This is a genomic window from Nocardia sp. NRRL S-836 (assembly GCF_001279525.1).
Lineage (GTDB): Bacteria > Actinomycetota > Actinomycetes > Mycobacteriales > Pseudonocardiaceae > Lentzea.
This window is the reverse complement of sequence record NZ_LGDY01000093.1, coordinates 138,227-156,400: the sequence shown is the minus strand read 5'-3', so window position 1 is coordinate 156,400 and position 18,174 is coordinate 138,227. Positions and strand designations below refer to the sequence as shown.

The window sequence follows — 18,174 nt, the reverse complement described above, 5'->3', positions numbered from 1 at the left end:
GTCGCGGTCCCGTTCGCCCGACAGGACCAATGCCGCGACCGGTTCGCCCGCGCGGTCAGGCGTGGAAGCGGACGTCCCCGCCGTGCCCGGATTCCACGCGCTGGTGGAACTCGGCGATGTGCCGCCACATCGCGACCGGGTTGGAGTACATCGGGAAGTGGCCGCTGTGCGGGATCTCCGCCAGCTCCACGCCGTTCGCGTCGAGCTGCGGCAGATAGGGCAGCCCCGCGTGCTCCTCGCCGTACAGGAACATCCGGGGACACGGCAGCGACAGGAACTTCGGCATCAGCCCGCCGTGGTCGGAGAGCTCCACCATGGACTCGAGGATGCCGCGCGCGGCACCGCGGCGGACCTTGTGCGGCAGGCCGGTCGCGTACAGGGCGGCGGCGTAGCCGGGGGCGCGGCGGACGTCCTCGGCGAACGCGGCGAAGAAGTCGGGGCGGTGGCCGGAGAGCGCCGGTCGGCTGAGGAAGCAGTCCTGCGGGGTGAGGTTGCCGTGCATGTTGACGAAGCTCAGCACCCGGCCGGGCTGGCGGTGGGCGAGCAGCAGGCCGGAGACACCGCCCATCGAGTGACCGACGAGGTGGAACCGGTTGACGCCCAGGTGGTCCACGACCGCGCGGGCGGTGTCGGCGAGGAACGGGATGTCGACGGCGGCGAGGTCGGCGCATTCGCTGGCGCCGCAACCGGGTGCGTCGAAGACGATGACCGGCCGGTCGTGGAACGCCGGGCGCAGCACGACGTCGGTGTAGTCCTCTTTGGTGCCACCGAACCCGTGCAGGAACACGACAGGGGCGAGCCGGCCGGTGGTGCGGGCTGCGGCGATCTTGAGGTTCACGCCGTTGACGCGGAGTCTCAGCAGCTCGTGAACGGTGTCGTGGTGCGGTGGCATGGCGGCCTTCCCCCGGACGCAGGTGCGCTCTGCGAATCGGGCGCCAGCATGACAGTCCACTGTGAGCGCTCACAAGTAGTTGAACGATTTATCATCCCGGTCCGTATGCCGGTCTGTAACCACTTGGGGTCAGTGAACGTGGAGGGGTGGTTCGTCAACCAAGCGCTGGGATCGAGCGCCATCAGCCCCCTGCCGAGCGGAGCGCGCCACCGCTCGGCAGGGCCTCACCGCGTCTGCGGAAAACGACGTATGTGAACGTGAACATCGAGGATTCACGATTGCGGGGCCGTGATCGGTTCGTTGCTGGACGTCGTTCGCGAGGCTCGCCAAGATGGCGGTCGAAATGCTTGCGCACCCCCATTTCCACCCGACCAGCACTGGACCGCCACCTCCGGATGACCAGAACCCTGCCGGCCCTGCTGCTCGCGGTGTCACTCGCCGCGTGCAGCACGCAGCCGACCACGCCGCCGAACCCCACCCGCCCGCTGCTGAACCAACCGACGCTGGTCTCCGACGCGCCCGAGGGCGTCCCGCACGTGGTGCGGGCCGTGCCGGACCCGCTCACCGTCGAGCTGGCCGACGGCACCCGCGTTCGCATCGCCCTGCTGGCACCGCCCGCCGACTGCTGGGCGCCGCAGGCGCTGGCGTTCGCGCGCACCACGCTGCTGGCCCGCACGGTCCGGGTCAGCAGCATCACGCCCGGCGAGGCCAGCCTGCTGCTGGAGGACGGCACCGACTACGCGCTGCTCGCCGTGCGCGAGGGCGTGCTGCGGTCGCAGGGCGCTGACGGCGGCAGGTTCACCGATGCCGAAATGGCGGCGGCGCAAGCGAACCGCGGCCTGTGGGGACCGCCGTGCGAGGGCATGGACCCGTCCGAGCCGACGAAGGCGGTGGCGCCGACACCGGTCACGACGACTCCGCCGCCCCCTGCCCGGACCACCGCACCGCCGCCACCACCGCCACCTGCCCCGCCCCGGCCGTGCGCGGTCGGCTACGTGATCACGGCTCAGTGGCAGGGCGGGTTCACCGCCGAGGTGACCCTGCGCAACACCAGCGCGTCCCCGGTCAACGGCTGGACGGTGGGCTGGACGTTCGGCGGCGACCAGGCCGTCACGCAGATGTGGCGGGCCAGGCTGCTGCGCGGCACCAGCCCGGTCCGCGCGTTCAGCGAGGACTACACCGCCGAGATCGCGCCCGGCGGCACGGTGTCGTTCGGGTTCAACGGCAGCGTTCGCGGCGCCAACCCGGAACCGGCCGCGTTCACGCTCAACGGCAGCGCCTGCGCCGTGGAGTGACCGACCCGTCCACAGCGGACAGACGACGTGCCGGGCACCGCGTCCGCGGTCCGGCGGTGGCCATCACGGGGTCTTCCCGGGGTGGACCGGTGCGTGCCAGAGCCCGAAGAGGGCGTCGATCAGCCCGGTCGCCGCGTCGGCCCAGCTGGCGCGCGGTGTGGGGGTGCCGTCGGCGAGCGCGCGCTCGCGTTCGGCGATCATGTGCACGAGCAGCTGGCGGGCCATGTCACCGCGTTCGGCGTGCACCTCGTCCGGCAGCTCCGGCAGGGCGGCGTGCAGCCCGGCCAGCACGCGCGCCATCGCCGGCGTGCGCGACTCCTCGATCATGATGGGCCGCAGCGACGGGTCGGTCATCACCTGTGCGCTGAACCGGGCGAACCAGGTCGGGCTGCCGAGCTCGGCCAGGTGGTCGACGCTCGGCCGCACCAGGCACGTGAGCCAGTCGCGCAGGTCCGCTTCCTCGCCGAGCTGCGCGACCAGCCGTTGCCGGGCCAGCTCGACCGGCTCGGCGTGCCTGCGGACGATGGCGCGCACCAGGTCGGCCTTGGTGCCGAAGTGGTAGCCGACCGCGGTGTTGTTGCCCTGCCCGGCGGCCTCGCTGACCTGGCGGTTCGACACGGCACCCACGCCGTGCTCGGCGAACAGCCGTTCCGCCGCGGTCAGGATCGCCGCACGGGTCGCGGTCGCGCGTTCGGCCTTGCTCATGATCACCATCGCACCGGTAGCTCCTCGGGCCCGACGGGCCTCCACTCGACGGAGATCTTCCACCGCGACCGCCGGGCCCGGCGACGGGAGGCGGCGCGTCGAGCACCGCTGGAGCACGCTCGCCGTTCTTCTCCACCGTCCCGGACGTTTGCTGTTAAGTCAATCAACTGACTTACGATGACCGTCATGACTGCTCGCCCGAACGTCCTGGTGGCCGTGCTCGCGCTCGGCGGCATCGTGGTCTCGCTCATGCAGACCCTCGTGATCCCGTTGCTGCCCAGGCTGCCCGCGCTGCTCGGCGCGCCACCCGGCGACACGGCGTGGGTGGTGACCGCGACCCTGCTGGCGAGCGCCGTCGCCACACCGGTGGTCGGGCGCCTCGGCGACATGTACGGCAAGCGGCGGATGCTGCTGGTCAGCCTGGTGCTGCTGGTCATCGGCTCGGTCGCGGCGGCGCTGAGCGAGACGTTGCCGTGGCTGGTCGCGGCACGGGCGGTGCAGGGGCTCGCGGCGGGCGTGATCCCGCTGGGCATCAGCATCATGCGCGACGAGCTGCCGGCCGAACGGCTCGGCTCGGCGACCGCGGTGATGAGCGCGTCCCTCGGCGTGGGCGGTGCGCTCGGGCTGCCGGCGGCGGCGTTGCTGGCCGAGCGGAGCGACTGGCACGTGGTGTTCTGGACCGCGGGTGCGGCGGGCGCGGTCGTGACGGTGTGCGTCTTCGCACTGGTGCCGGAGTCCTCGGTGCGCAGCGGCGGGCGGTTCGACCTCGTGGGCGCCTTCGGGTTGTCCGCGGCGCTGGTGTGCCTGCTGCTGGCGATCTCCAAGGCGTCCGAGTGGAACACGACCGGGCTGTTCGCGGCCGCGGCGGTGGTGCTGCTGCTGTGGGGCTGGTACGAGCTGCGGCGCTCGCGGCCGCTGGTCGACCTGCGCACCACGATCCGCCGCCAGGTGCTGCTGACGAACCTCGCGTCGCTGGTGTTCGCGTTCGCCATGTTCGCGCAGTCGCTGGTGCTGCCGCAGGTCCTGCAGCTGCCCGCGGCCACCGGGTACGGCCTCGGCCAGTCGATGCTGGTGACCGGTCTGGTGCTGGTACCGGGCGGTCTGGTCATGATGGTCATGGCACCGGTCGCGGCCCGCGTCTCGGCGGCCGGTGGTCCGAAGAGGACGCTGATGTACGGCGCTTTCGTGGTGGCCGCCGGCTACGGCGCCGGGGCCGGCCTGATGTCGCAGGTGTGGCAGCTGGTGCTGGTGTCGTCGGTGATCGGCGCGGGCATCGGGCTCGCGTACGGCGCGATGCCCGCGTTGATCATGTCGGCCGTGCCGGTGTCGGAGACGGCCGCGGCCAACAGCCTCAACACGTTGATGCGCGCGATCGGCACGTCGGTGTCCAGCGCGGTGGCCGGGTCGATCCTCGCGCACCACGCGAACCTGGGCGGCTTCCGGCTGATCATGGGCCTCGGCGCGGCCGCCGCACTCGCCGCGGTGGCGGTGGCCGCGGCGATCCCGGACCGGCAGCCGGTGATGTCCGCGCGCTGACAGCGGGTCAGGCCGGGAACAGGTCCGCCGCCGCCTCCCGCACGTACCGGATGTCACGCAGGTACAGCCGGTCGTGGCCGTCGGCGATGTGGCGCGCGAACGCCTCGTCACCCGCGTTCGCCCGCTCGTGCATGAGCTCCACGAGCGCGGTGAGCCGGTCGGCCACCGCCTCCGCCAGGCCCGAGCGGTCCGCCAGGCCGTAGGCGTCGCAGAACGCGCGGGCCCTGGCGGCCTGCTCCGCCGTGGTGCCGAAGCCGTCGTGGTTGTCCGGGTGGGTCAGCGGCGCCCACCGGTACAGCGCGTAGGCCACGTCCCACAGCCGCGGCGCCGGGTGCGCGGTGTCGAAGTCGATCAACGCGACCGCCGTCGTGCCGTCCAGCACGCAGTTGTACGGCGCGAAGTCGCCGTGGCAGACCACCTCGGCCGGTTCCCGCACCGGCAGCATCCAGCCGGTGCGGTGGTCGTAGCCGGCCGTGGCGTCGTGGTAGGACCGCAGCAGCCGGGCGGCGCTGACGAGTGCCTCCCGCGATCGCACAGCGGCCGACAGCGGGTAGTTGCCGACCTCACCGGGGAAGAACGTGAGGACCTCGCGGCCCTCCTCGTCGATGCCGTGGAAGTCCGGTGCGCCGGTGAAGCCCCGCTCGCGCAGGTGGCGCAGCAGTCCGTGCACACGCGGTGACCACGGGCCGACGGGGCGTCGCACGGTCTCGCCGATGCGATAGACGACGTTGATTCCGCCGCCGGCGAGCAGTTCCACTCATCCTCCCGGTCCGTGACACCATCACGCCCATGCCTGCACAGTGGCTCGAGGTCCGTGCCCACCTGCTCGAACACCGGCACGCCTTCGCGGTCAAAGCCGCCGCGGAGTACCCGGACGTGCCGAAGGTGGCCGGCACGCCGCTGCTCACCGCGGCCCACTGGATGCCGTCCGAACCGGTCCCGCTGCACGATCTCACCCTGGAACTGGCCGGGGCCACCGATTTCCCGCCGATGACCGGCGGCCTGCCGGAGGGCTTCCGCAGCTACTCGGAGGCGATGGCGGCACTGGCGGCACCCGCCGTGTTCGAGAACCGGCCGACCTACCGGCTGCTCGGCAGCACCGGCCGGCACCTCACGTTCGGCGTCGGCTCGTACTTCGACGGGATCGACGTGGGCGAGGCGTGTGCGCACGAGTACGCGGCACGCGAGCTCGGACTGGCCGACGCGGTGCCGATGCGCGAGGCCGTGGGCGACCCGTGCGACCCGGCGCGGCGGCCGGTGAACGTCGCGATCAGCACCCTGACCATCCGGCACGACCGGGCGAGCGGCGCGGCGACGTTCTTCCTGCACTGGCGGGACCCGCGCAAGGTCGGGCACGCGGGCGGGATGTACCAGGTGCTGCCGGTCGGGGTGTTCCAGCCCGCCACCGACGTGGCGAACGACTTCTCGCTGTGGCACTGCATGATCCGCGAGTTCGCGGAGGAACTGCTCGGCGCGGCGGAGGAGTACGCGGAGCCGGTCGACTACGCGGGGTGGCCGTTCGCGCGCAGGCTGGCCGAGGCGCGGGTGCACTACCTCGGGATGGGCGTGGACCCGCTGACGTTCGCGACGGACCTGCTGACCGTCGCGGTCTTCCCGGCCGCGCTGTTCGACGAGCTGTTCGGGGACCTGGTGGCGCACAACGACGAGGGCCGCGTCCTGGCCGGGCTCGACTTCACCGCCGCGAACGTCGAGCGGTTCGTGCACGACGAACCGACGCAGGCGGCGGGGGCAGCCCTGCTGGCACTGGCGTGGCAGCACCGGGAGACGCTGCTCAGCCGGCCGCGGTCCACTCGCGACTGAGCTCGGCCGCGAACAACCGCAGCAGGCCGGGCAGCCGGTAGGTGTCGCCGTCGCCCCACTCCGCGAGACCGAGGTCCACCAGGCGGTCCAGCGCCGCCTCCGCCTCCAGCACACCGGTGTCCAGGTGCACGGCCGCCGTGGCCGCGTCGCACAGCCCGTGCCGGCCGAGCACCCGGAACGCCGCGACCGCCAGCGGGTCGTCGACGTCGGCGAGCGCCGCGGCGTAGGCGGCGCGGACCGACTCGCCGCCGTAGCTGAGCTCGGCGAGCCTGCGCTTCTCCGGTTCCAGGCGCCGGGCGAGCCACGCCAGCGACCGGCGTGGGCGGTGCGCGAGGATCGTGCCCGCGAGGCGCAGGGCGAGCGGGATCCCGTGGCAGCAGCGGACGATCCGGGCGGCGGAGGACGGATCGGCCTCGACCCGTTCGGCACCGGCCAGCCGGACCAGCAGCTCGAACCCGTCCACTTCGGACAGTGCGGAGAGGCCGACGTGCGCGGCGCCGTCCAGCAGCAGCGGCGAGCGGCTGGTGACCAGCACCGCGCACGGCCCGGCGGCGGGCACCAGGTCGCGCACCTGGGCCGGGCCGGTCGCGCCGTCCAGCACCACCAGCACCGCGCGGCCGGCCAGGTGCGAGCGCAGGACCGCGGCGGCCTCCTCGGACGTCCACGGCACGTCCTTCGCCGGCACGCCGAGGTGGCGCAGCAGCCGGTGCGGCACCCTGCTGGCCTGGCTGAGGTCGATGTGGAGCTGGCCGTCCGGGAACGAGGCCGCGGCCCGGTGCGCGACCTCCAGCGCGAGAGCGCTCTTGCCGATGCCGCACGGACCGTGCACCACGGCCAGCGCGGGCCGCTGCCGCAGCACGTCGTGCAGCCGCGCCACGTCGTGTGCACGCCCGGCGAACGCCCCGCAGCGCGCCGGGAGCTCGCGCGGCGCATCGGGTTGCGGAGCGCGGACCGTGACGGTGAGGCCGGGATCGCGGTCCAGCACGGCCTGGTGCAGCTTCGCGAGCTCCGGCGAGGGTTCGAGGCCCAGGTGCTCGGCGAGCACGCGGCGGTAGTCGCTGTAGACGGCGAGCGCACCGGCCAGGTCGCCGGCCCGGTAGAGCGCCGTGACCAGCTGCGCCCGCGGCCGTTCCCGCAGCGGGTGATCGCCCGTGAACTCGCGCAGCGGCGTGATCACCGCGCAGTGCTCACCCAGTCCGAGCCGGGCGTCGAAGTGGTCCTCGGTGACGGCGAGCCGCAGCTCCTCGACCGGTGCGATGGCCGCGGCGAGCGCGTCGTGCCCGGCCAGGTCTTCCAGCACGGCACCGCGGCACCCCGACAGCGCCGCACCGAGGTGGCGCGCGGCCTCGGCGTGGGCGCCGCGGGCCAGCGCCGCGCGACCGGCCTCGGCCCGTTCGGTGAACAGGTGCAGGTCCAGCTCGCCGCGCCGCAGCGTCAGCTCGTAGCCCGCCTCCCGGCCGGCGATCCGGCAGGAGCCGTCGGGCAGCGGGGGGAGTGCCCGGCGCAGCCGGTTGGCGTACGTGCGCAGGTTCGCGACCGCCGAGATCGGCGGCTCCTCGCCCCACAGCGTGCGCACCAGGCGGCGGACCGGCACCGCCCGGCCGGGGTTGAGCAGCAGCGTCGCCAGCAGGAGGCGTTGCTTGAGCGAGCCGGGCACGACGACGCCGCCGCGGGCCCGCACCTCGATCCGCCCGAGAACTCTGAACTCGACTGACACCCGCCCGATCCTGGCCGTGGCCGCTGACACACCGCCGACACGGCGTACACGGGCGCGTGTATGCGCGCTGGGGGCAGGTGTGTACGCGGCTTTCCTAGGTTGGCGCCACCGACGCCACCCGGCGCCGGAGGAAGGGAGCGCGGAACATGCGCAAGACGTTGGGGTCGCTCAGCGACAAGCTGCTCAGTGTGTTCGTGGCCAAGGTGGACGTGGGTGCGGGCTGCCCTCCGGACCCGTTCTACAAGCACTGCTACTGCCGTGAGCGCAGCGACTTCCGCCAGCGCTGCTCGTACAACGGCGCCTGCCAGGTCACGTGCGGTCCGTGCGCGGTCTTCCGCACCTGCGGGACCTGACCCCTCGACGCCGCGGGTGGCCTGTTGGCGGCCACCCGCGGCGTTCCCCTTCGAGCTTCGGAGAGTGCCATGTCTGTGCTGACCGCGGCGGTCGTGCTCGTCGGCGTGCTGTGCGTGCTGGACCTGCTGCTGAGCTTCGGCGTCATCCGGCGGCTGCGCGCGCAGAACGAGGTGCTGCGCGACCTGCGGGAGAAGCAGGCGGCGGCCGAACCGGACATCATGCTGCCCGCGGGTGCGACCGTGGGCGCGGTGTCCGATGTGGACGTCACCGGTGCGCTGGTCGGCTTCTTCTCGCCGGGCTGCGAACCGTGCAAGGAGCGCATGCCGCAGTTCATCGAGTACGCCACGGGGCACCGCGGCAGGGTCATCGCCGTCGCCGCCGGTGGTGCGGAGGAGACCGCCGACATGGTGGTGCGCCTCGGTGAGGTGGCGGAGGTGTTCGTCGAGGAGATCGGCGGACCGCTGCACACCGCCTTCGGCACCACGGGTTATCCGGCCGTGGGGCTGGTCGACGCGTCCGGGACCGTGGTGGCGAGCGGGTGGGAGATGTCCGCGCTGCCGGTGCCGGCGACGCGGTGACCCCCTCGCTGGGGGCCGGCCGGGTGCTGTCGCTCCTGGTCAGCGCGATCGGGCTGACCAGGAGCGCGGCACCGGCGGGCACACCGCTCTACGCGGTGCTGTGCCTGCTGGGCGGTTTGGTGCCGCTCGGGTCCGCGTGGTGCACCAAGGTGCTGCTGGACGGGCTGTCCGCCGGTGGCGCCTGGGCCGCGCTGCTGCCGTGGGCGGCGGGACTCGCGGTGACGGGTCTGCTCAGCGGGCTGCTGCCGGTCGCGTCGCAGTACCTGAAGCAACGGCTGGACCGCGCGGTCGCGGTGGTGTCGATGGACCGGCTGTACCGGGCGATGGGGCGGCTCACCGGTCTCGCGCGGATGGAGGACCCGCGGTTCCGCGACAAGCTCCAGCTGGCGCAGCAGACCGGGCGCAGCGGGCCCGGTCAGCTGGTCGACGACGGCCTCGGCGCCGCGCAGGCCGTGGTGACGCTGTCCGGCTTCTTCGCGACGTTGCTGCTGCTCAACGCCGGTATGGCCGTGGTCGTGCTGGTCGCCGCCGTTCCGGCGCTGCTCGCCCACCTGCGGCTGAGCCGGGCGCGGGCGCGGGTGCTGTGGTCGATCACGCCGGCCGAGCGGCGGGAGGCCTTCTACGCCGAGCTGCTGTCGAGCCTGGACGCGGCGAAGGAGCTGCGGCTGCTCGGGCTGGGCGACCTGTTCCGGCGGCGGATGCTGGTGGAGCTGTCGGCCGCGCACGCCGTGGTGGAGGGGCAGGACCGGCGTGACGCGCGGGCGCACGGGGCGCTGGCCGGGCTGACCGCCGCGGTGGCCGCGGGCGGGCTGGTGTGGTCGGTGTGGCTCGCGGCCTCCGGTTCGTCGTCGATCGGCGACGTCGCGATGTTCGTGGCGGCGGTCGCCGGGGTGCAGGGCGCGTTGCAGAGCCTGGTGCACTGCCTGGCCTCCGCGCACCACTCGGTGCTGCTGTTCCACCACTTCCAGGAGATCGTGGCGCAGCCGCCGGACCTGCCCTGCGGTGCGGCCGGGGTGCCGCCGCTGCGGTCCGGTGTCGAGCTGCGGGACGTGTGGTTCCGGTACGCGGACGACCAGCCGTGGGTGCTGCGCGGCGTGAACCTGACGATCCCGCACGGTCAGTCGCTCGCGCTCGTGGGGCTGAACGGAGCCGGGAAGTCCACGATCGTCAAGCTGCTGTGCCGGTTCTACGACCCGTCGCGTGGCGCGGTCCTGTGGGACGGCGTGGACCTGCGGTCGATGTCGGTGGACTCCCTGCGCGCGCGGATCGGCGCGGTGTTCCAGGACTACATGCGGTACGACCTCACCGCCGCGGAGAACATCGGGCTCGGCGACGTGTCCGTGATGGACAGTCGCGATCGCGTGGCCGCCGCGGCCCGGCGGGCCGGAGCCGACGACGTGGTGTCGGCGTTGCCGCGCGGCTACGACACGTTGCTGTCGCGGATGTTCTTCGACGAGGCCGACCGCGCGGACCCGGAGACCGGCGTGCTGCTGTCGGGCGGGCAGTGGCAGCGGCTCGCGTTGGCGCGGGCTTTCCTGCGCGACCGCAGGGACCTGATGATCCTGGACGAGCCCAGCTCCGGGCTGGACGCGCAGGCCGAGCACGAGGTGCACGCGAGCCTGCGGCGGCACCGCGCCGGTGCGACGAGCGTGCTGGTCTCGCACCGGCTGGGGGCGGTCCGCGACGCCGGGGTGATCGCCGTGCTGGCCGGTGGGCGGGTGGCCGAGCTGGGCACGCACGACTCGTTGATCGCCCTGGACGGGTCGTACGCGCGGTTGTTCCGTTTGCAGGCTTCCGGTTACGACGAGGTGGTGTCCGGGTGATCTGGGTGGGGCTCGCGGCCGTGGTGCTGGGCGGCGCGTGCGTGGTGCTGGCGCGCAGGCGGTGGCTGGTGGTGACCGTGCGCGGGGTCAGCATGGAACCGACGTACCGCTCCGGTGACCGGTTGCTGGTGCGGCGGTCGCGGCTGGCCGCCGTCCGGGCCGGTCAGGTCGTGGTCGTGCAGGTCGAGGCCGGCCGCGGTGACCCGACCGGCGGGCGGCTGGTGAAGCGGGCGGTGGCCGTGCCGGGGGACCCGGTGCCGGCCGCGATGCCCGTGCCGGACCCGGTCGTGCCGTCGGGGCGGCTGCTGGTGCTGGGGGACAACCTCGCGCGCAGCAACGACTCCCGGCGCCTGGGCTACCTCCCGGCGGCCGCGCTGATCGGCGTGGTGCTCCGGCCGATCGGGCAGGGGTGAGACCGGTGCTCGGTGCTGTCGTCCTCTGTGGACTCGTGCTGCTGGTGTCGGCGATGAGCAAGGTGCGCTCACGCGCGGACTACGCCGAGTTCGTCGCGTCGGTGCCCGCGTTCGGTGTTCCGGCGCGGTGGGTCCGTTCGACCGCGTTGCTGACCGTGTGCGCGGAGTTCGCGGTCGTCGCGCTGCTGGCGTGGCTTCCGGTGGCCGGGTTGTCGGCCGCCGCTGTGCTGTTCGCCGTGCTGACCGCGGCGGTCTGGCGGGCGGTCTCCCGTCGTTCTAGCGCTGTGTGCCGGTGTTTCGGTCGTTCGGCCGCGCGGTTGGGCGTGCGGCACGTGGTGCGCAACGCGGTGCTGCCGGTGGTCGCGCTGGTGGGCCTGGCCGTGCCGGAGCTGGACCCGGTGGCGTCGGTGCTGGCCGCCGTGCTCGGGGCGGTGGGCGCTGCGATGGTGCTGCGGTTCGACGACGTGGCCGAGCTGCTGGTCAGCGCGTGAACGGGTTGGGCAGGTACGCCCACCTCTTCGTCGTGTGGTCGAGTCGCATCAACGTGAGCGGTTTCGCCGGGATCGGGTCGTGCAGCAACGCGTGCCGGTCGGGCGTGTCCGGCACCGTCCGTGCGACGACCTGCCACAGCTCGTCGTCCGGTGCGTCGAGCGCGCCGACGAGCCCGGTCACGGCCGTCGCGAAGAACGTCGCGAACGTCTTGGCGCGCAGGGCGGCGGGGTCGGCGTGCAGCCGTTCGGGCAGGCCGGGACGCGGGCTGACGCGGATGTCGGCCAGGTCGCGGTAGACCAGCCGCCTTGGCCGGCCGTTGACGAGCCCGAGCAGCAGGTTCTGCTCGTGCGCCTCCAGCGCCACGCCCCTGGCGAGCAGCGTCATGAGCGGCGGCACCGCCAGCTCGGCGAACTCCGCGAGCCAGCCGGCCGGGTCGCCGAGACCGCGGATCGGCGGCGGCCCGCCGTCGACCGGCCGGGCCGTGAGCGCGGCGAGCGGCAGCAGCGTCTCACCGGGGCGGGGGAGCGGCCGGTCGCGCAGAATCACGCCCAGCTCCCGGTCGGGCCGGCCGTTCGTCAGCACGGCGGCCGACGCCCGGTTGCGTTGCAGCTCGATGCCCTCGACGGTCCGGTCCAGGAAGTCCGAGACCGCCGTGGCGGTGGTGATCGAGCTCGCCGAGATGTCCCGCACGGCCGAGGTGAGCTGCGCGCTGAGCGTCGTCTTGATGTGCCACGGGCCGGCCGACAGGGTCCGCAGCGCCATCAGCGGGCTCGCGTCGAGCGTCCCGATCGAGTGAACTTTCGTCCGTCGAGCCTGCCAGGGGTGCACCGGCAGCAGGATCGCCCGGCCGTCTCGCAGCTCGTCCGGCCAGTCGCCGAACACCACGTGGTCCGCGGCCGGGTGCAGCCTCAGCGCGACCACCGGCCGGTGCTCCGGCCCGTAGTCGAGGTGGTCCTGCGCCGTGAACCCGGTCCGGTTGCGGCAGCACGGGTGCAGCGGGTGCCCGTCCACCACGCTCTGCTCGTGCTCCTCCAGCGTCCGGTCGAGGAACGGCGTGGCCAGCGGTTCCGCCGTCCGCGCCAGCGCCAGCCCGGCCACGCTGTGCGCGACCTCCCCGGCGAGCTCACCGCTGCCCGGCCACTGCCCGACCACGTCGGCCGGATGACCGCTCGTGCGCGCGATCGGCGGCAACGGCTCCACGGCGACCGCCCGGCGCACCCGCGCGAGCACCGCCGCCCGTGCGTCCGGCAGCCCGGCGACGAACCGCTCGGCCCGCTCGCCCTCCAGCGCGGCGGCGAATTCCGTCTCGACCTGCGTCTGCGTGAGAATGACGTGATCCTGACACATTCGCCAGAGGGAAGCAGACACCGGTGGAAGCGATCTCCGACCCCGACCGCACCACCTCGACCGCACTGCTGAACTGCCTGCGCCGCGAGGTCGCCGAGGTGTCCACCACCGCCGGCCACCTGCTCCTGCGCCTCCCGCACACCGGCACCCTGCTGCGCGCCCGCCACGGCCGCTGGCCCGAGTCACCCGAGCTGTTCACCGGCACCTGGCACCCCGTCACCTGGCACGAGCTGGCCGTCCTGGTCGTGAAGGAGCTCGGCACCGCCCCCGTCGGCTTCCTCGACGAGATCGCCGCCTCCCACTCCGCGATCGCCGCGATCCTCGCCGCCCGCACCACCCCGCCCGCCGACCTGTACCAGCGCTCCGAACAGGCCCTTGTCGCCGGCCACCGCTACCACCCCGCCCCGAAGAGCCGCGGCAGCCTGCCCGCCACCACCTGGCTCCCGTACGCCCCGGAAACCCACGCGAGCTTCCCCGTCTCGTTGCTGCACACCGACGTCGTGGACGCCGGCGACATCGACCTGCCCCCCGGCACGCTGCCCGCCCACCCGTTGCAACTCGCCCTGCTGGGCCGCACCGCGGACGCCGAGGGCCCCGAGGTCTGGCCCACCTCCTCCGTCCGCACCGTCTACGACCCCGCCGCCGACCTGTTCTACAAGTTCAGCCTCGACATCCAGATCACCAACGACGTCCGCCGCCTCTGGACCTACGACCTGCGGTGGATCCCACCCCTGGCGCAGGTGCTGAAACCCGTCTTCGCCGACATCGCCGCCACCTACCCCGGCACCGCGTTCCTCCTCGACCGCGGCTACCGCACCACCCCGGCCGCCTTCGAGGCCCTCGCCGTGGTCCTGCGCGACGGCATCCGCCGCCACACCCGCCCCGGCGTCACCCCGCTGCTCGCCGCCGGCCTCTCCGAGGGCTTCGACGGCAACCCCCTCGACACGCTGACCGACCCGCTGGCCTGGTTCCGCGCCTACGTCTCCGTCGTCGCCCCACCCGTCCTGCACGCCTTCTTCGCCCACGGCGTGGTCATGGAATGCCACATGCAGAACGTCCTGGTCGGCGTGGACGCCTCCGGCCTGCCCGTGCAAGCCTTCTACCGTGACCACGAGGGCATGCGCCTGCTGCCCCGCCACACCGCACTGCTGTCTGATGTGGACGGTGGTGTTGCCGGCGCCCGCGGCGTGTCCGAGGCCAAGGGCTGGGAACGCCTGCAGTACTGCCTCGTCGTCAACCACCTGGTGGAGATCGCCGGAGCCGTCCAGGCCCGCCACCCCGGCGCCGACGTGTGGGGTGAGGCCCGTGCGGTGTTCGCCGCGTACGCCGAGGAGCACGGGTCGCCCGCGTTGCTGATGTCGCTGCTGGAGAGCCCGGTCGTGCCGGCGAAGGCGAACCTGCTGCTGCGGTGGAGCCGGGCGGAGGGCACCGCGAGCCGGTACGTCGACTGCCCCAACCCGTTGCGGGGCACGTCGTCGTGAGGCGGCGCCGGGTGCGTCGCGACGCCGGTCATGTCCCCCCAATCCGGCCGAACCGCGCTCACCTAGGCTGACCCGGTGATCACCGGCCCGGTCATGTCCGGCTGGCGGCACCCCGCCCGCCTCGTCGTCCTCGCCTTCCTGGCCGCCACGGCCGTCGGGACGGTCCTGTTCCTGCTCCCCGTCGCCACCGAACCCGGCCGCACGACCACCTTCATGACCGCCCTGTTCACCGCGGTCTCCGGCATCACCGGCACCGGGCTGGCCGTCGTCGACACGGCGTCGCACTGGTCCACGTTCGGCGAGGTCGTGCTGCTGACGCTGTGCCAGGTCGGCGGCTTCGGGATCATGACGATGGCCTCGGTGCTGGCGTTGCTGGTGTCGCACCGGCTCGGGCTGCACATGCAGCTCACCGTCAAGACCGAGACGAACACGCTCAACCTCGGGCACGTCCGCGAGCTCGTGTCGGGGGTCGTCCTCATCAGCCTCGCGGTCGAGGCGGCCGGCGCGCTCGTGCTGGCGGCGCGGTTCTGGCTCGGCTACGGCATGTCGCCGGGGCGGGCGTTGTACGAGGGTGTGTTCCACTCGGTGTCGGCGTTCAACAGCGTCGGGCTCGCGCTGCACCCGGACAACCTCATGCGGTTCGCCACGGATCCGTGGGTGTGCCTGACGATCGTCGTGGTCGCCGTGACGGGTGGGCTCGGGTTCCCGGTGCTGTTCGAGGTGCTGCGTGGCAAGCGGCAGCGCAAGCGCCGGTGGTCGCTCCACACCAAGATCACGGTGCCGGTCTACCTGGGGCTGATGGCGTTCGGGACGCTCGTGGTGCTCGTCGTCGAGTGGGCGAAGGCGGGCACGCTCGGGCCGTACGGCGTCGCGGACAAGCTCCTCATCGGACTGTTCCACGGCGTCATGCCCGGCACGGCGGGGTTCAACACCATCGACATCGCCCAGCTGCAACCGGCCACGCTGCTCGTCAACGACGTGCTGATGTTCATCGGCGGCGGCAGCGCGGGCACGACGGGTGGCATCAAGGTCACCACGTTCGCGTTGATCGCGTTCGTGCTGCTGGCCGAGGTGCGGGCCGAGCCGAGTGTGCACGTCATGGGCCGCAAGATCAGCGCCGAGGTGCAGCGGCAGGCGGTCACGGTGGCGTTGCTGGGGATCGGCGTGGTGATGGCCGCGACGCTGTTCCTGCTCGCCACCACCGGCTTCCGGCTCGACGACGTGCTGTTCGAGACCGCGTCGGCGTTCGGCGGGGTCGGCATGTCGACCGGCATCACGGGCCGGCTGCCGGTCAGCGCGCAGCTGGTGGTCATCGTCCTGATGTTCGCCGGACGGGTCGGGTCGATCACACTGGTGTCGGCGCTCGCGCTGCGCGAACGCCGGCGACGCTACGAGCTACCCGAGGAGCGACCCATTGTCGGATAGGCAGGCATCCCGTGTCGTCGTGATCGGGCTGGGCCGGTTCGGCAGCTCGGTCGCGCTGGAGCTCATGTCGCAGGGCACCGAGGTCATGGCGATCGAGTCCGACCCGGCGCTGGTCCAGCGGCACGCCGACGACCTCACCCACGCCGTGGTCGCCGACAGCACCGACGCCGAGGTCATGCGCCAGCTCGGTGTCGACGAGTTCCAGCGCGCGGTCGTGGGCATCGGCACGAACCTCGAAGCCAGCATCCTCACCACCGCGGTCCTCGCCGACTTCGGCGTCCCGACGATCTGGGCCAAGGCGATCAGCCACGAGCACCGCCGCATCCTCGAACGCATCGGCGCCCACCACGTCGTGCTGCCCGAGCACGAGATGGGCGAACGCGTGGCCCACATGGTCACCGGCCGCATGCTGGACTACATCGAGTTCGAGGACGACTACGCCATGGTCAAGCTGCGGCCGCCGCGCGAGGCCATCGGGCACCCGCTCGGCAAGAGCAAGCTGCGGGCCAAGTACGGCGTCACCGTCGTCGGCGTCAAGCGCGCCGGTGAGGGCTTCACCTACGCCACCGCCGACACCGTGGTCGAGCACGGCGACGTGGTGATCGTCGCCGGGAAGACCGCGGACGTCGAACGGCTGGCCGACCAGGTCTGAGCGGCGAATCCGGGCAGCTGCGAGGAGTAGTCCCGGTCAGCGCCGAAGCCGGAGGCCCGGCTCAGGAGACCCTTGTGTCGGCCGTGGTCGCCGCGAGCCGGAACTCCACGGTCGCGGTGAGGTCCGGCGACTCCAGCGCCGCACGCAGCCGGGGCACGGCCTCGTCGTCGATGCGGCGCCGGATCTCCCGCAGGTCGGCGTCGCCGTGGGCGCGCACCACCAGCGCGAGCCGGGGCGCGGTGTGCGGCCCGGTCAGCGCGGCCTCCACCTTGCGCACGCCGGGATAGCCGCCGATCTCCTCGGCCAGCGGCGCGGCCGCGACCCCGGTGGACATCCGCGTCGAGCCGTTGTCACCGGTCCACCGCCACGTCGTCGTCGGCGTGCGCGGGACCTGGGCCAGCAACCAGCGCACGCACAGCAGGCCGAGCACGACCGCCACCGCGGCGGTGACCACGAACACCCACGTGGGTGGCAGCGCCGTTCCCGGAACGAGCGGGGCCTGCGGATCGAGCCGCGGGATCCGGCCGAGGTGTGCGGCACCGGCGGCCCCGCCCGCGGCCAGCAGCACCAGACCGCACAGCGACAGCAGCACCCGGTTCACGACGCACCCCTGGAAGCCTTGACCCGCACGACGACCCGCGGCGTGCGGGCGAGCGCGATCTCCGCCAGCCGCCGCTGCACCGACTCGCGCACGGTGTCGGCGAGGCCCTCGGTGTTGGTGCGCCGGGTCCGCACGGCGGCCTTGACCCGGCTGCGCGCGACCCGGACCGCCGCCGACTCGACGCCGTCCACCCGCGCGGCCGCCCGCACCGCGTTGCGCAGTCCCCGCCGGGACACCGACGTGCGCTCGTCCAGCGCCGCCGTCCGCGACCGCCCCGGCACGACCGCCACCAGCACGAGCACCAGCCCGGCGGCGGCCGCGACGGCGGCGGCGATCAGCACTTCCCTTGCGGCCCACGATGTTCCGTGCAACGTGTCGGCCACCGCGGAGTAGGAGATGAGCGGTGTCCCGCCCATCGCTAGCTGGATCGCGCACACGGCGACCAGCGCGCACACGGCGAGCAGCACCAGCGCGGTGAGAACGGCCGGCAACGACCGGCGTGACCGGCGGGTCATCGCACCCTCCCGGTCGCCTGGGCCGCCGTCCGCAGCTCGGTCACCGCAACGTCCACAACGGACACGGTGAGCCCGGTGAGCGCACCCACCCGGTCGGCCAGGTGCGCGCGGACCGCGGCGGTCGTCGCCGCCACCGGCGCGGGGTAGTGCAGGTCCAGCCGCACGTCGAGCGCGGCCACCCCGCCGGTCACGTGCGCGCCGGCGGTGGCGGCCGCGACACCGGCGACCTCGTGCGCCGCGCGGGTCGCGATCCGGCCGACGGCGCGGTCGGCCACCGTGGTGGTGCCGCGCTGCGGCACGGTGAGCGTGGTCGTCATCGGCTCAGTCCCTGTCCCTGCCGAGCAGCTGCGCCAGATCCAGCTTGCCCTCGGCCACCCGGCCCGCGACCAGGCCGAGCGCGCCGAACACCAGCACGAGCAGGAAGGCGCTGAAGCCGCCGAACGCCGCCGCGAGGCCCAGTGCCAGGCCCGTCAGCAGTCCCAATGCGGTCGTGGTCATTGCCGTTCTCCTTCGCCACGATGGGAAAC

At 73.3% G+C, this 18,174-nt stretch carries 20 protein-coding genes; 11 read left to right on the top strand and 9 right to left on the bottom strand.

The annotated features are described in order from the left end of the window. Window positions 1–55: 55 nt before the first annotated feature. The gene (locus tag ADL03_RS16775) at window positions 56–892 is read right to left on the bottom strand and encodes an alpha/beta fold hydrolase (protein WP_053734385.1); all 837 of its coding nucleotides are present in this window, start codon (window positions 890–892) and stop codon (window positions 56–58) included. 395 nt (window positions 893–1,287) lie between these two features. Between ADL03_RS16775 and ADL03_RS16770 the strand changes: the two genes are divergently transcribed. Continuing rightward, the gene (locus ADL03_RS16770) at window positions 1,288–2,187 is read left to right on the top strand and encodes a cellulose binding domain-containing protein (protein WP_053734384.1); all 900 of its coding nucleotides are present in this window, start codon (window positions 1,288–1,290) and stop codon (window positions 2,185–2,187) included. A gap of 63 nt (window positions 2,188–2,250) precedes the next feature. Here ADL03_RS16770 and ADL03_RS16765 read toward each other — a convergent pair whose 3' ends face one another. Beyond that, window positions 2,251–2,901, bottom strand: coding sequence for a TetR/AcrR family transcriptional regulator (locus ADL03_RS16765; RefSeq protein ID WP_053734383.1), 651 nt, complete (start codon window positions 2,899–2,901; stop codon window positions 2,251–2,253). A gap of 177 nt (window positions 2,902–3,078) precedes the next feature. On the opposite strand from ADL03_RS16765, the gene ADL03_RS16760 reads away from it, so the two are divergent. Continuing rightward, window positions 3,079–4,428: an MFS transporter gene (locus tag ADL03_RS16760; RefSeq protein ID WP_082373207.1), complete on the top strand. Its 1,350-nt coding sequence runs from the start codon at window positions 3,079–3,081 to the stop codon at window positions 4,426–4,428. A 7-nt stretch (window positions 4,429–4,435) separates the two neighbouring features. Here the strand turns inward: ADL03_RS16760 and ADL03_RS16755 are convergent, their stop codons facing one another. Further along, a complete protein-coding gene (locus ADL03_RS16755) occupies window positions 4,436–5,185 on the bottom strand; it encodes an aminoglycoside phosphotransferase family protein (protein ID WP_053734381.1) in 750 nt (249 codons plus the stop codon). Window positions 5,186–5,217: 32 nt separating this feature from the next. Here ADL03_RS16755 and ADL03_RS16750 point away from each other — a divergent pair, with 32 nt between their 5' ends. Next, window positions 5,218–6,249: a hypothetical protein gene (locus ADL03_RS16750; RefSeq protein ID WP_053734380.1), complete on the top strand. Its 1,032-nt coding sequence runs from the start codon at window positions 5,218–5,220 to the stop codon at window positions 6,247–6,249. Here the strand turns inward: ADL03_RS16750 and ADL03_RS16745 are convergent. Beyond that, entirely contained in the window at window positions 6,221–7,966 is a 1,746-nt protein-coding gene (locus ADL03_RS16745) for a BTAD domain-containing putative transcriptional regulator (protein ID WP_053734379.1), read from the bottom strand. The two genes, ADL03_RS16750 and ADL03_RS16745, sit on opposite strands and share 29 nt — an antisense overlap. A 146-nt stretch (window positions 7,967–8,112) precedes the next feature. Between ADL03_RS16745 and ADL03_RS16740 the strand changes: the two genes are divergently transcribed. The 5 genes from ADL03_RS16740 to ADL03_RS16720 all read left to right on the top strand — a co-directional run bounded on the left by ADL03_RS16740 (window position 8,113) and on the right by ADL03_RS16720 (window position 11,625). Next, the gene (locus tag ADL03_RS16740; RefSeq protein WP_053734378.1) at window positions 8,113–8,319 is read left to right on the top strand and encodes a hypothetical protein; all 207 of its coding nucleotides are present in this window, start codon (window positions 8,113–8,115) and stop codon (window positions 8,317–8,319) included. Between the two features lie 69 nt (window positions 8,320–8,388). Further along, complete coding sequence (locus tag ADL03_RS16735; protein ID WP_157528824.1) at window positions 8,389–8,898, top strand: hypothetical protein; 510 nt, start codon at window positions 8,389–8,391, stop codon at window positions 8,896–8,898. Continuing rightward, window positions 8,859–10,721 carry an ABC transporter ATP-binding protein gene (locus tag ADL03_RS16730; protein ID WP_082373205.1) on the top strand — a complete coding sequence of 621 codons (1,863 nt, stop codon included), beginning with the start codon at window positions 8,859–8,861 and terminating at the stop codon, window positions 10,719–10,721. Before ADL03_RS16735 ends, ADL03_RS16730 begins: the two co-directional genes overlap by 40 nt. Next, window positions 10,718–11,134 (top strand): S26 family signal peptidase, encoded by a 417-nt coding sequence (locus ADL03_RS16725; protein WP_053734376.1) that lies wholly within the window; start codon window positions 10,718–10,720, stop codon window positions 11,132–11,134. The genes ADL03_RS16730 and ADL03_RS16725 overlap by 4 nt, the downstream gene beginning before the upstream one ends. A 5-nt stretch (window positions 11,135–11,139) precedes the next feature. Next, a complete protein-coding gene (locus ADL03_RS16720) occupies window positions 11,140–11,625 on the top strand; it encodes a MauE/DoxX family redox-associated membrane protein (RefSeq protein ID WP_157528822.1) in 486 nt (161 codons plus the stop codon). On the opposite strand, the gene ADL03_RS16715 is transcribed toward ADL03_RS16720, so the two are convergent. Further along, entirely contained in the window at window positions 11,615–12,973 is a 1,359-nt protein-coding gene (locus ADL03_RS16715; RefSeq protein ID WP_053734374.1) for an IucA/IucC family protein, read from the bottom strand. The genes ADL03_RS16720 and ADL03_RS16715 overlap by 11 nt on opposite strands. A gap of 23 nt (window positions 12,974–12,996) precedes the next feature. Here ADL03_RS16715 and ADL03_RS16710 point away from each other — a divergent pair, with 23 nt between their 5' ends. The 3 genes from ADL03_RS16710 to ADL03_RS16700 all read left to right on the top strand — a co-directional run bounded on the left by ADL03_RS16710 (window position 12,997) and on the right by ADL03_RS16700 (window position 16,531). Next, window positions 12,997–14,454, top strand: coding sequence for an IucA/IucC family C-terminal-domain containing protein (locus ADL03_RS16710; RefSeq protein WP_063798602.1), 1,458 nt, complete (start codon window positions 12,997–12,999; stop codon window positions 14,452–14,454). 75 nt (window positions 14,455–14,529) lie between these two features. Then, on the top strand, window positions 14,530–15,879 hold the full coding sequence (locus ADL03_RS16705; protein ID WP_231641942.1) for a TrkH family potassium uptake protein: 1,350 nt from the start codon (window positions 14,530–14,532) through the stop codon (window positions 15,877–15,879). A gap of 19 nt (window positions 15,880–15,898) precedes the next feature. Then, a complete protein-coding gene (locus tag ADL03_RS16700; RefSeq protein WP_255353370.1) occupies window positions 15,899–16,531 on the top strand; it encodes a TrkA family potassium uptake protein in 633 nt (210 codons plus the stop codon). Between the two features lie 61 nt (window positions 16,532–16,592). Here ADL03_RS16700 and ADL03_RS16695 read toward each other — a convergent pair whose 3' ends face one another. From ADL03_RS16695 to ADL03_RS48440, 4 genes are read right to left on the bottom strand one after another with little or no spacing between them, the layout of a single operon-like run. Beyond that, window positions 16,593–17,132, bottom strand: coding sequence for a hypothetical protein (locus ADL03_RS16695; RefSeq protein ID WP_053734373.1), 540 nt, complete (start codon window positions 17,130–17,132; stop codon window positions 16,593–16,595). After that, complete coding sequence (locus ADL03_RS16690; RefSeq protein ID WP_063798601.1) at window positions 17,129–17,647, bottom strand: DUF6286 domain-containing protein; 519 nt, start codon at window positions 17,645–17,647, stop codon at window positions 17,129–17,131. Before ADL03_RS16690 ends, ADL03_RS16695 begins: the two co-directional genes overlap by 4 nt. After that, window positions 17,644–17,964 carry a hypothetical protein gene (locus tag ADL03_RS16685; RefSeq protein WP_053734372.1) on the bottom strand — a complete coding sequence of 107 codons (321 nt, stop codon included), beginning with the start codon at window positions 17,962–17,964 and terminating at the stop codon, window positions 17,644–17,646. Before ADL03_RS16685 ends, ADL03_RS16690 begins: the two co-directional genes overlap by 4 nt. A gap of 4 nt (window positions 17,965–17,968) precedes the next feature. Continuing rightward, on the bottom strand, window positions 17,969–18,145 hold the full coding sequence (locus ADL03_RS48440; RefSeq protein WP_197288383.1) for a hypothetical protein: 177 nt from the start codon (window positions 18,143–18,145) through the stop codon (window positions 17,969–17,971). Window positions 18,146–18,174: the final 29 nt, after the last annotated feature.

What these genes read in the sequence shown, in the direction of transcription:
- ADL03_RS16775 (WP_053734385.1), bottom strand. Translation starts at nt 892, where the DNA reads ATGCCACCGCACCACGACACCGTTCACGAGCTGCTGAGACTCCGCGTC.
- ADL03_RS16770 (WP_053734384.1), top strand. Translation starts at nt 1,288, where the DNA reads ATGACCAGAACCCTGCCGGCCCTGCTGCTCGCGGTGTCACTCGCCGCG.
- ADL03_RS16765 (WP_053734383.1), bottom strand. Translation starts at nt 2,901, where the DNA reads ATGGTGATCATGAGCAAGGCCGAACGCGCGACCGCGACCCGTGCGGCG.
- ADL03_RS16760 (WP_082373207.1), top strand. Translation starts at nt 3,079, where the DNA reads ATGACTGCTCGCCCGAACGTCCTGGTGGCCGTGCTCGCGCTCGGCGGC.
- ADL03_RS16750 (WP_053734380.1), top strand. Translation starts at nt 5,218, where the DNA reads ATGCCTGCACAGTGGCTCGAGGTCCGTGCCCACCTGCTCGAACACCGG.
- ADL03_RS16740 (WP_053734378.1), top strand. Translation starts at nt 8,113, where the DNA reads ATGCGCAAGACGTTGGGGTCGCTCAGCGACAAGCTGCTCAGTGTGTTC.
- ADL03_RS16735 (WP_157528824.1), top strand. Translation starts at nt 8,389, where the DNA reads ATGTCTGTGCTGACCGCGGCGGTCGTGCTCGTCGGCGTGCTGTGCGTG.
- ADL03_RS16715 (WP_053734374.1), bottom strand. Translation starts at nt 12,973, where the DNA reads ATGTGTCAGGATCACGTCATTCTCACGCAGACGCAGGTCGAGACGGAA.
- ADL03_RS16690 (WP_063798601.1), bottom strand. Translation starts at nt 17,647, where the DNA reads ATGACCCGCCGGTCACGCCGGTCGTTGCCGGCCGTTCTCACCGCGCTG.
- ADL03_RS16685 (WP_053734372.1), bottom strand. Translation starts at nt 17,964, where the DNA reads ATGACGACCACGCTCACCGTGCCGCAGCGCGGCACCACCACGGTGGCC.
- ADL03_RS48440 (WP_197288383.1), bottom strand. Translation starts at nt 18,145, where the DNA reads ATGACCACGACCGCATTGGGACTGCTGACGGGCCTGGCACTGGGCCTC.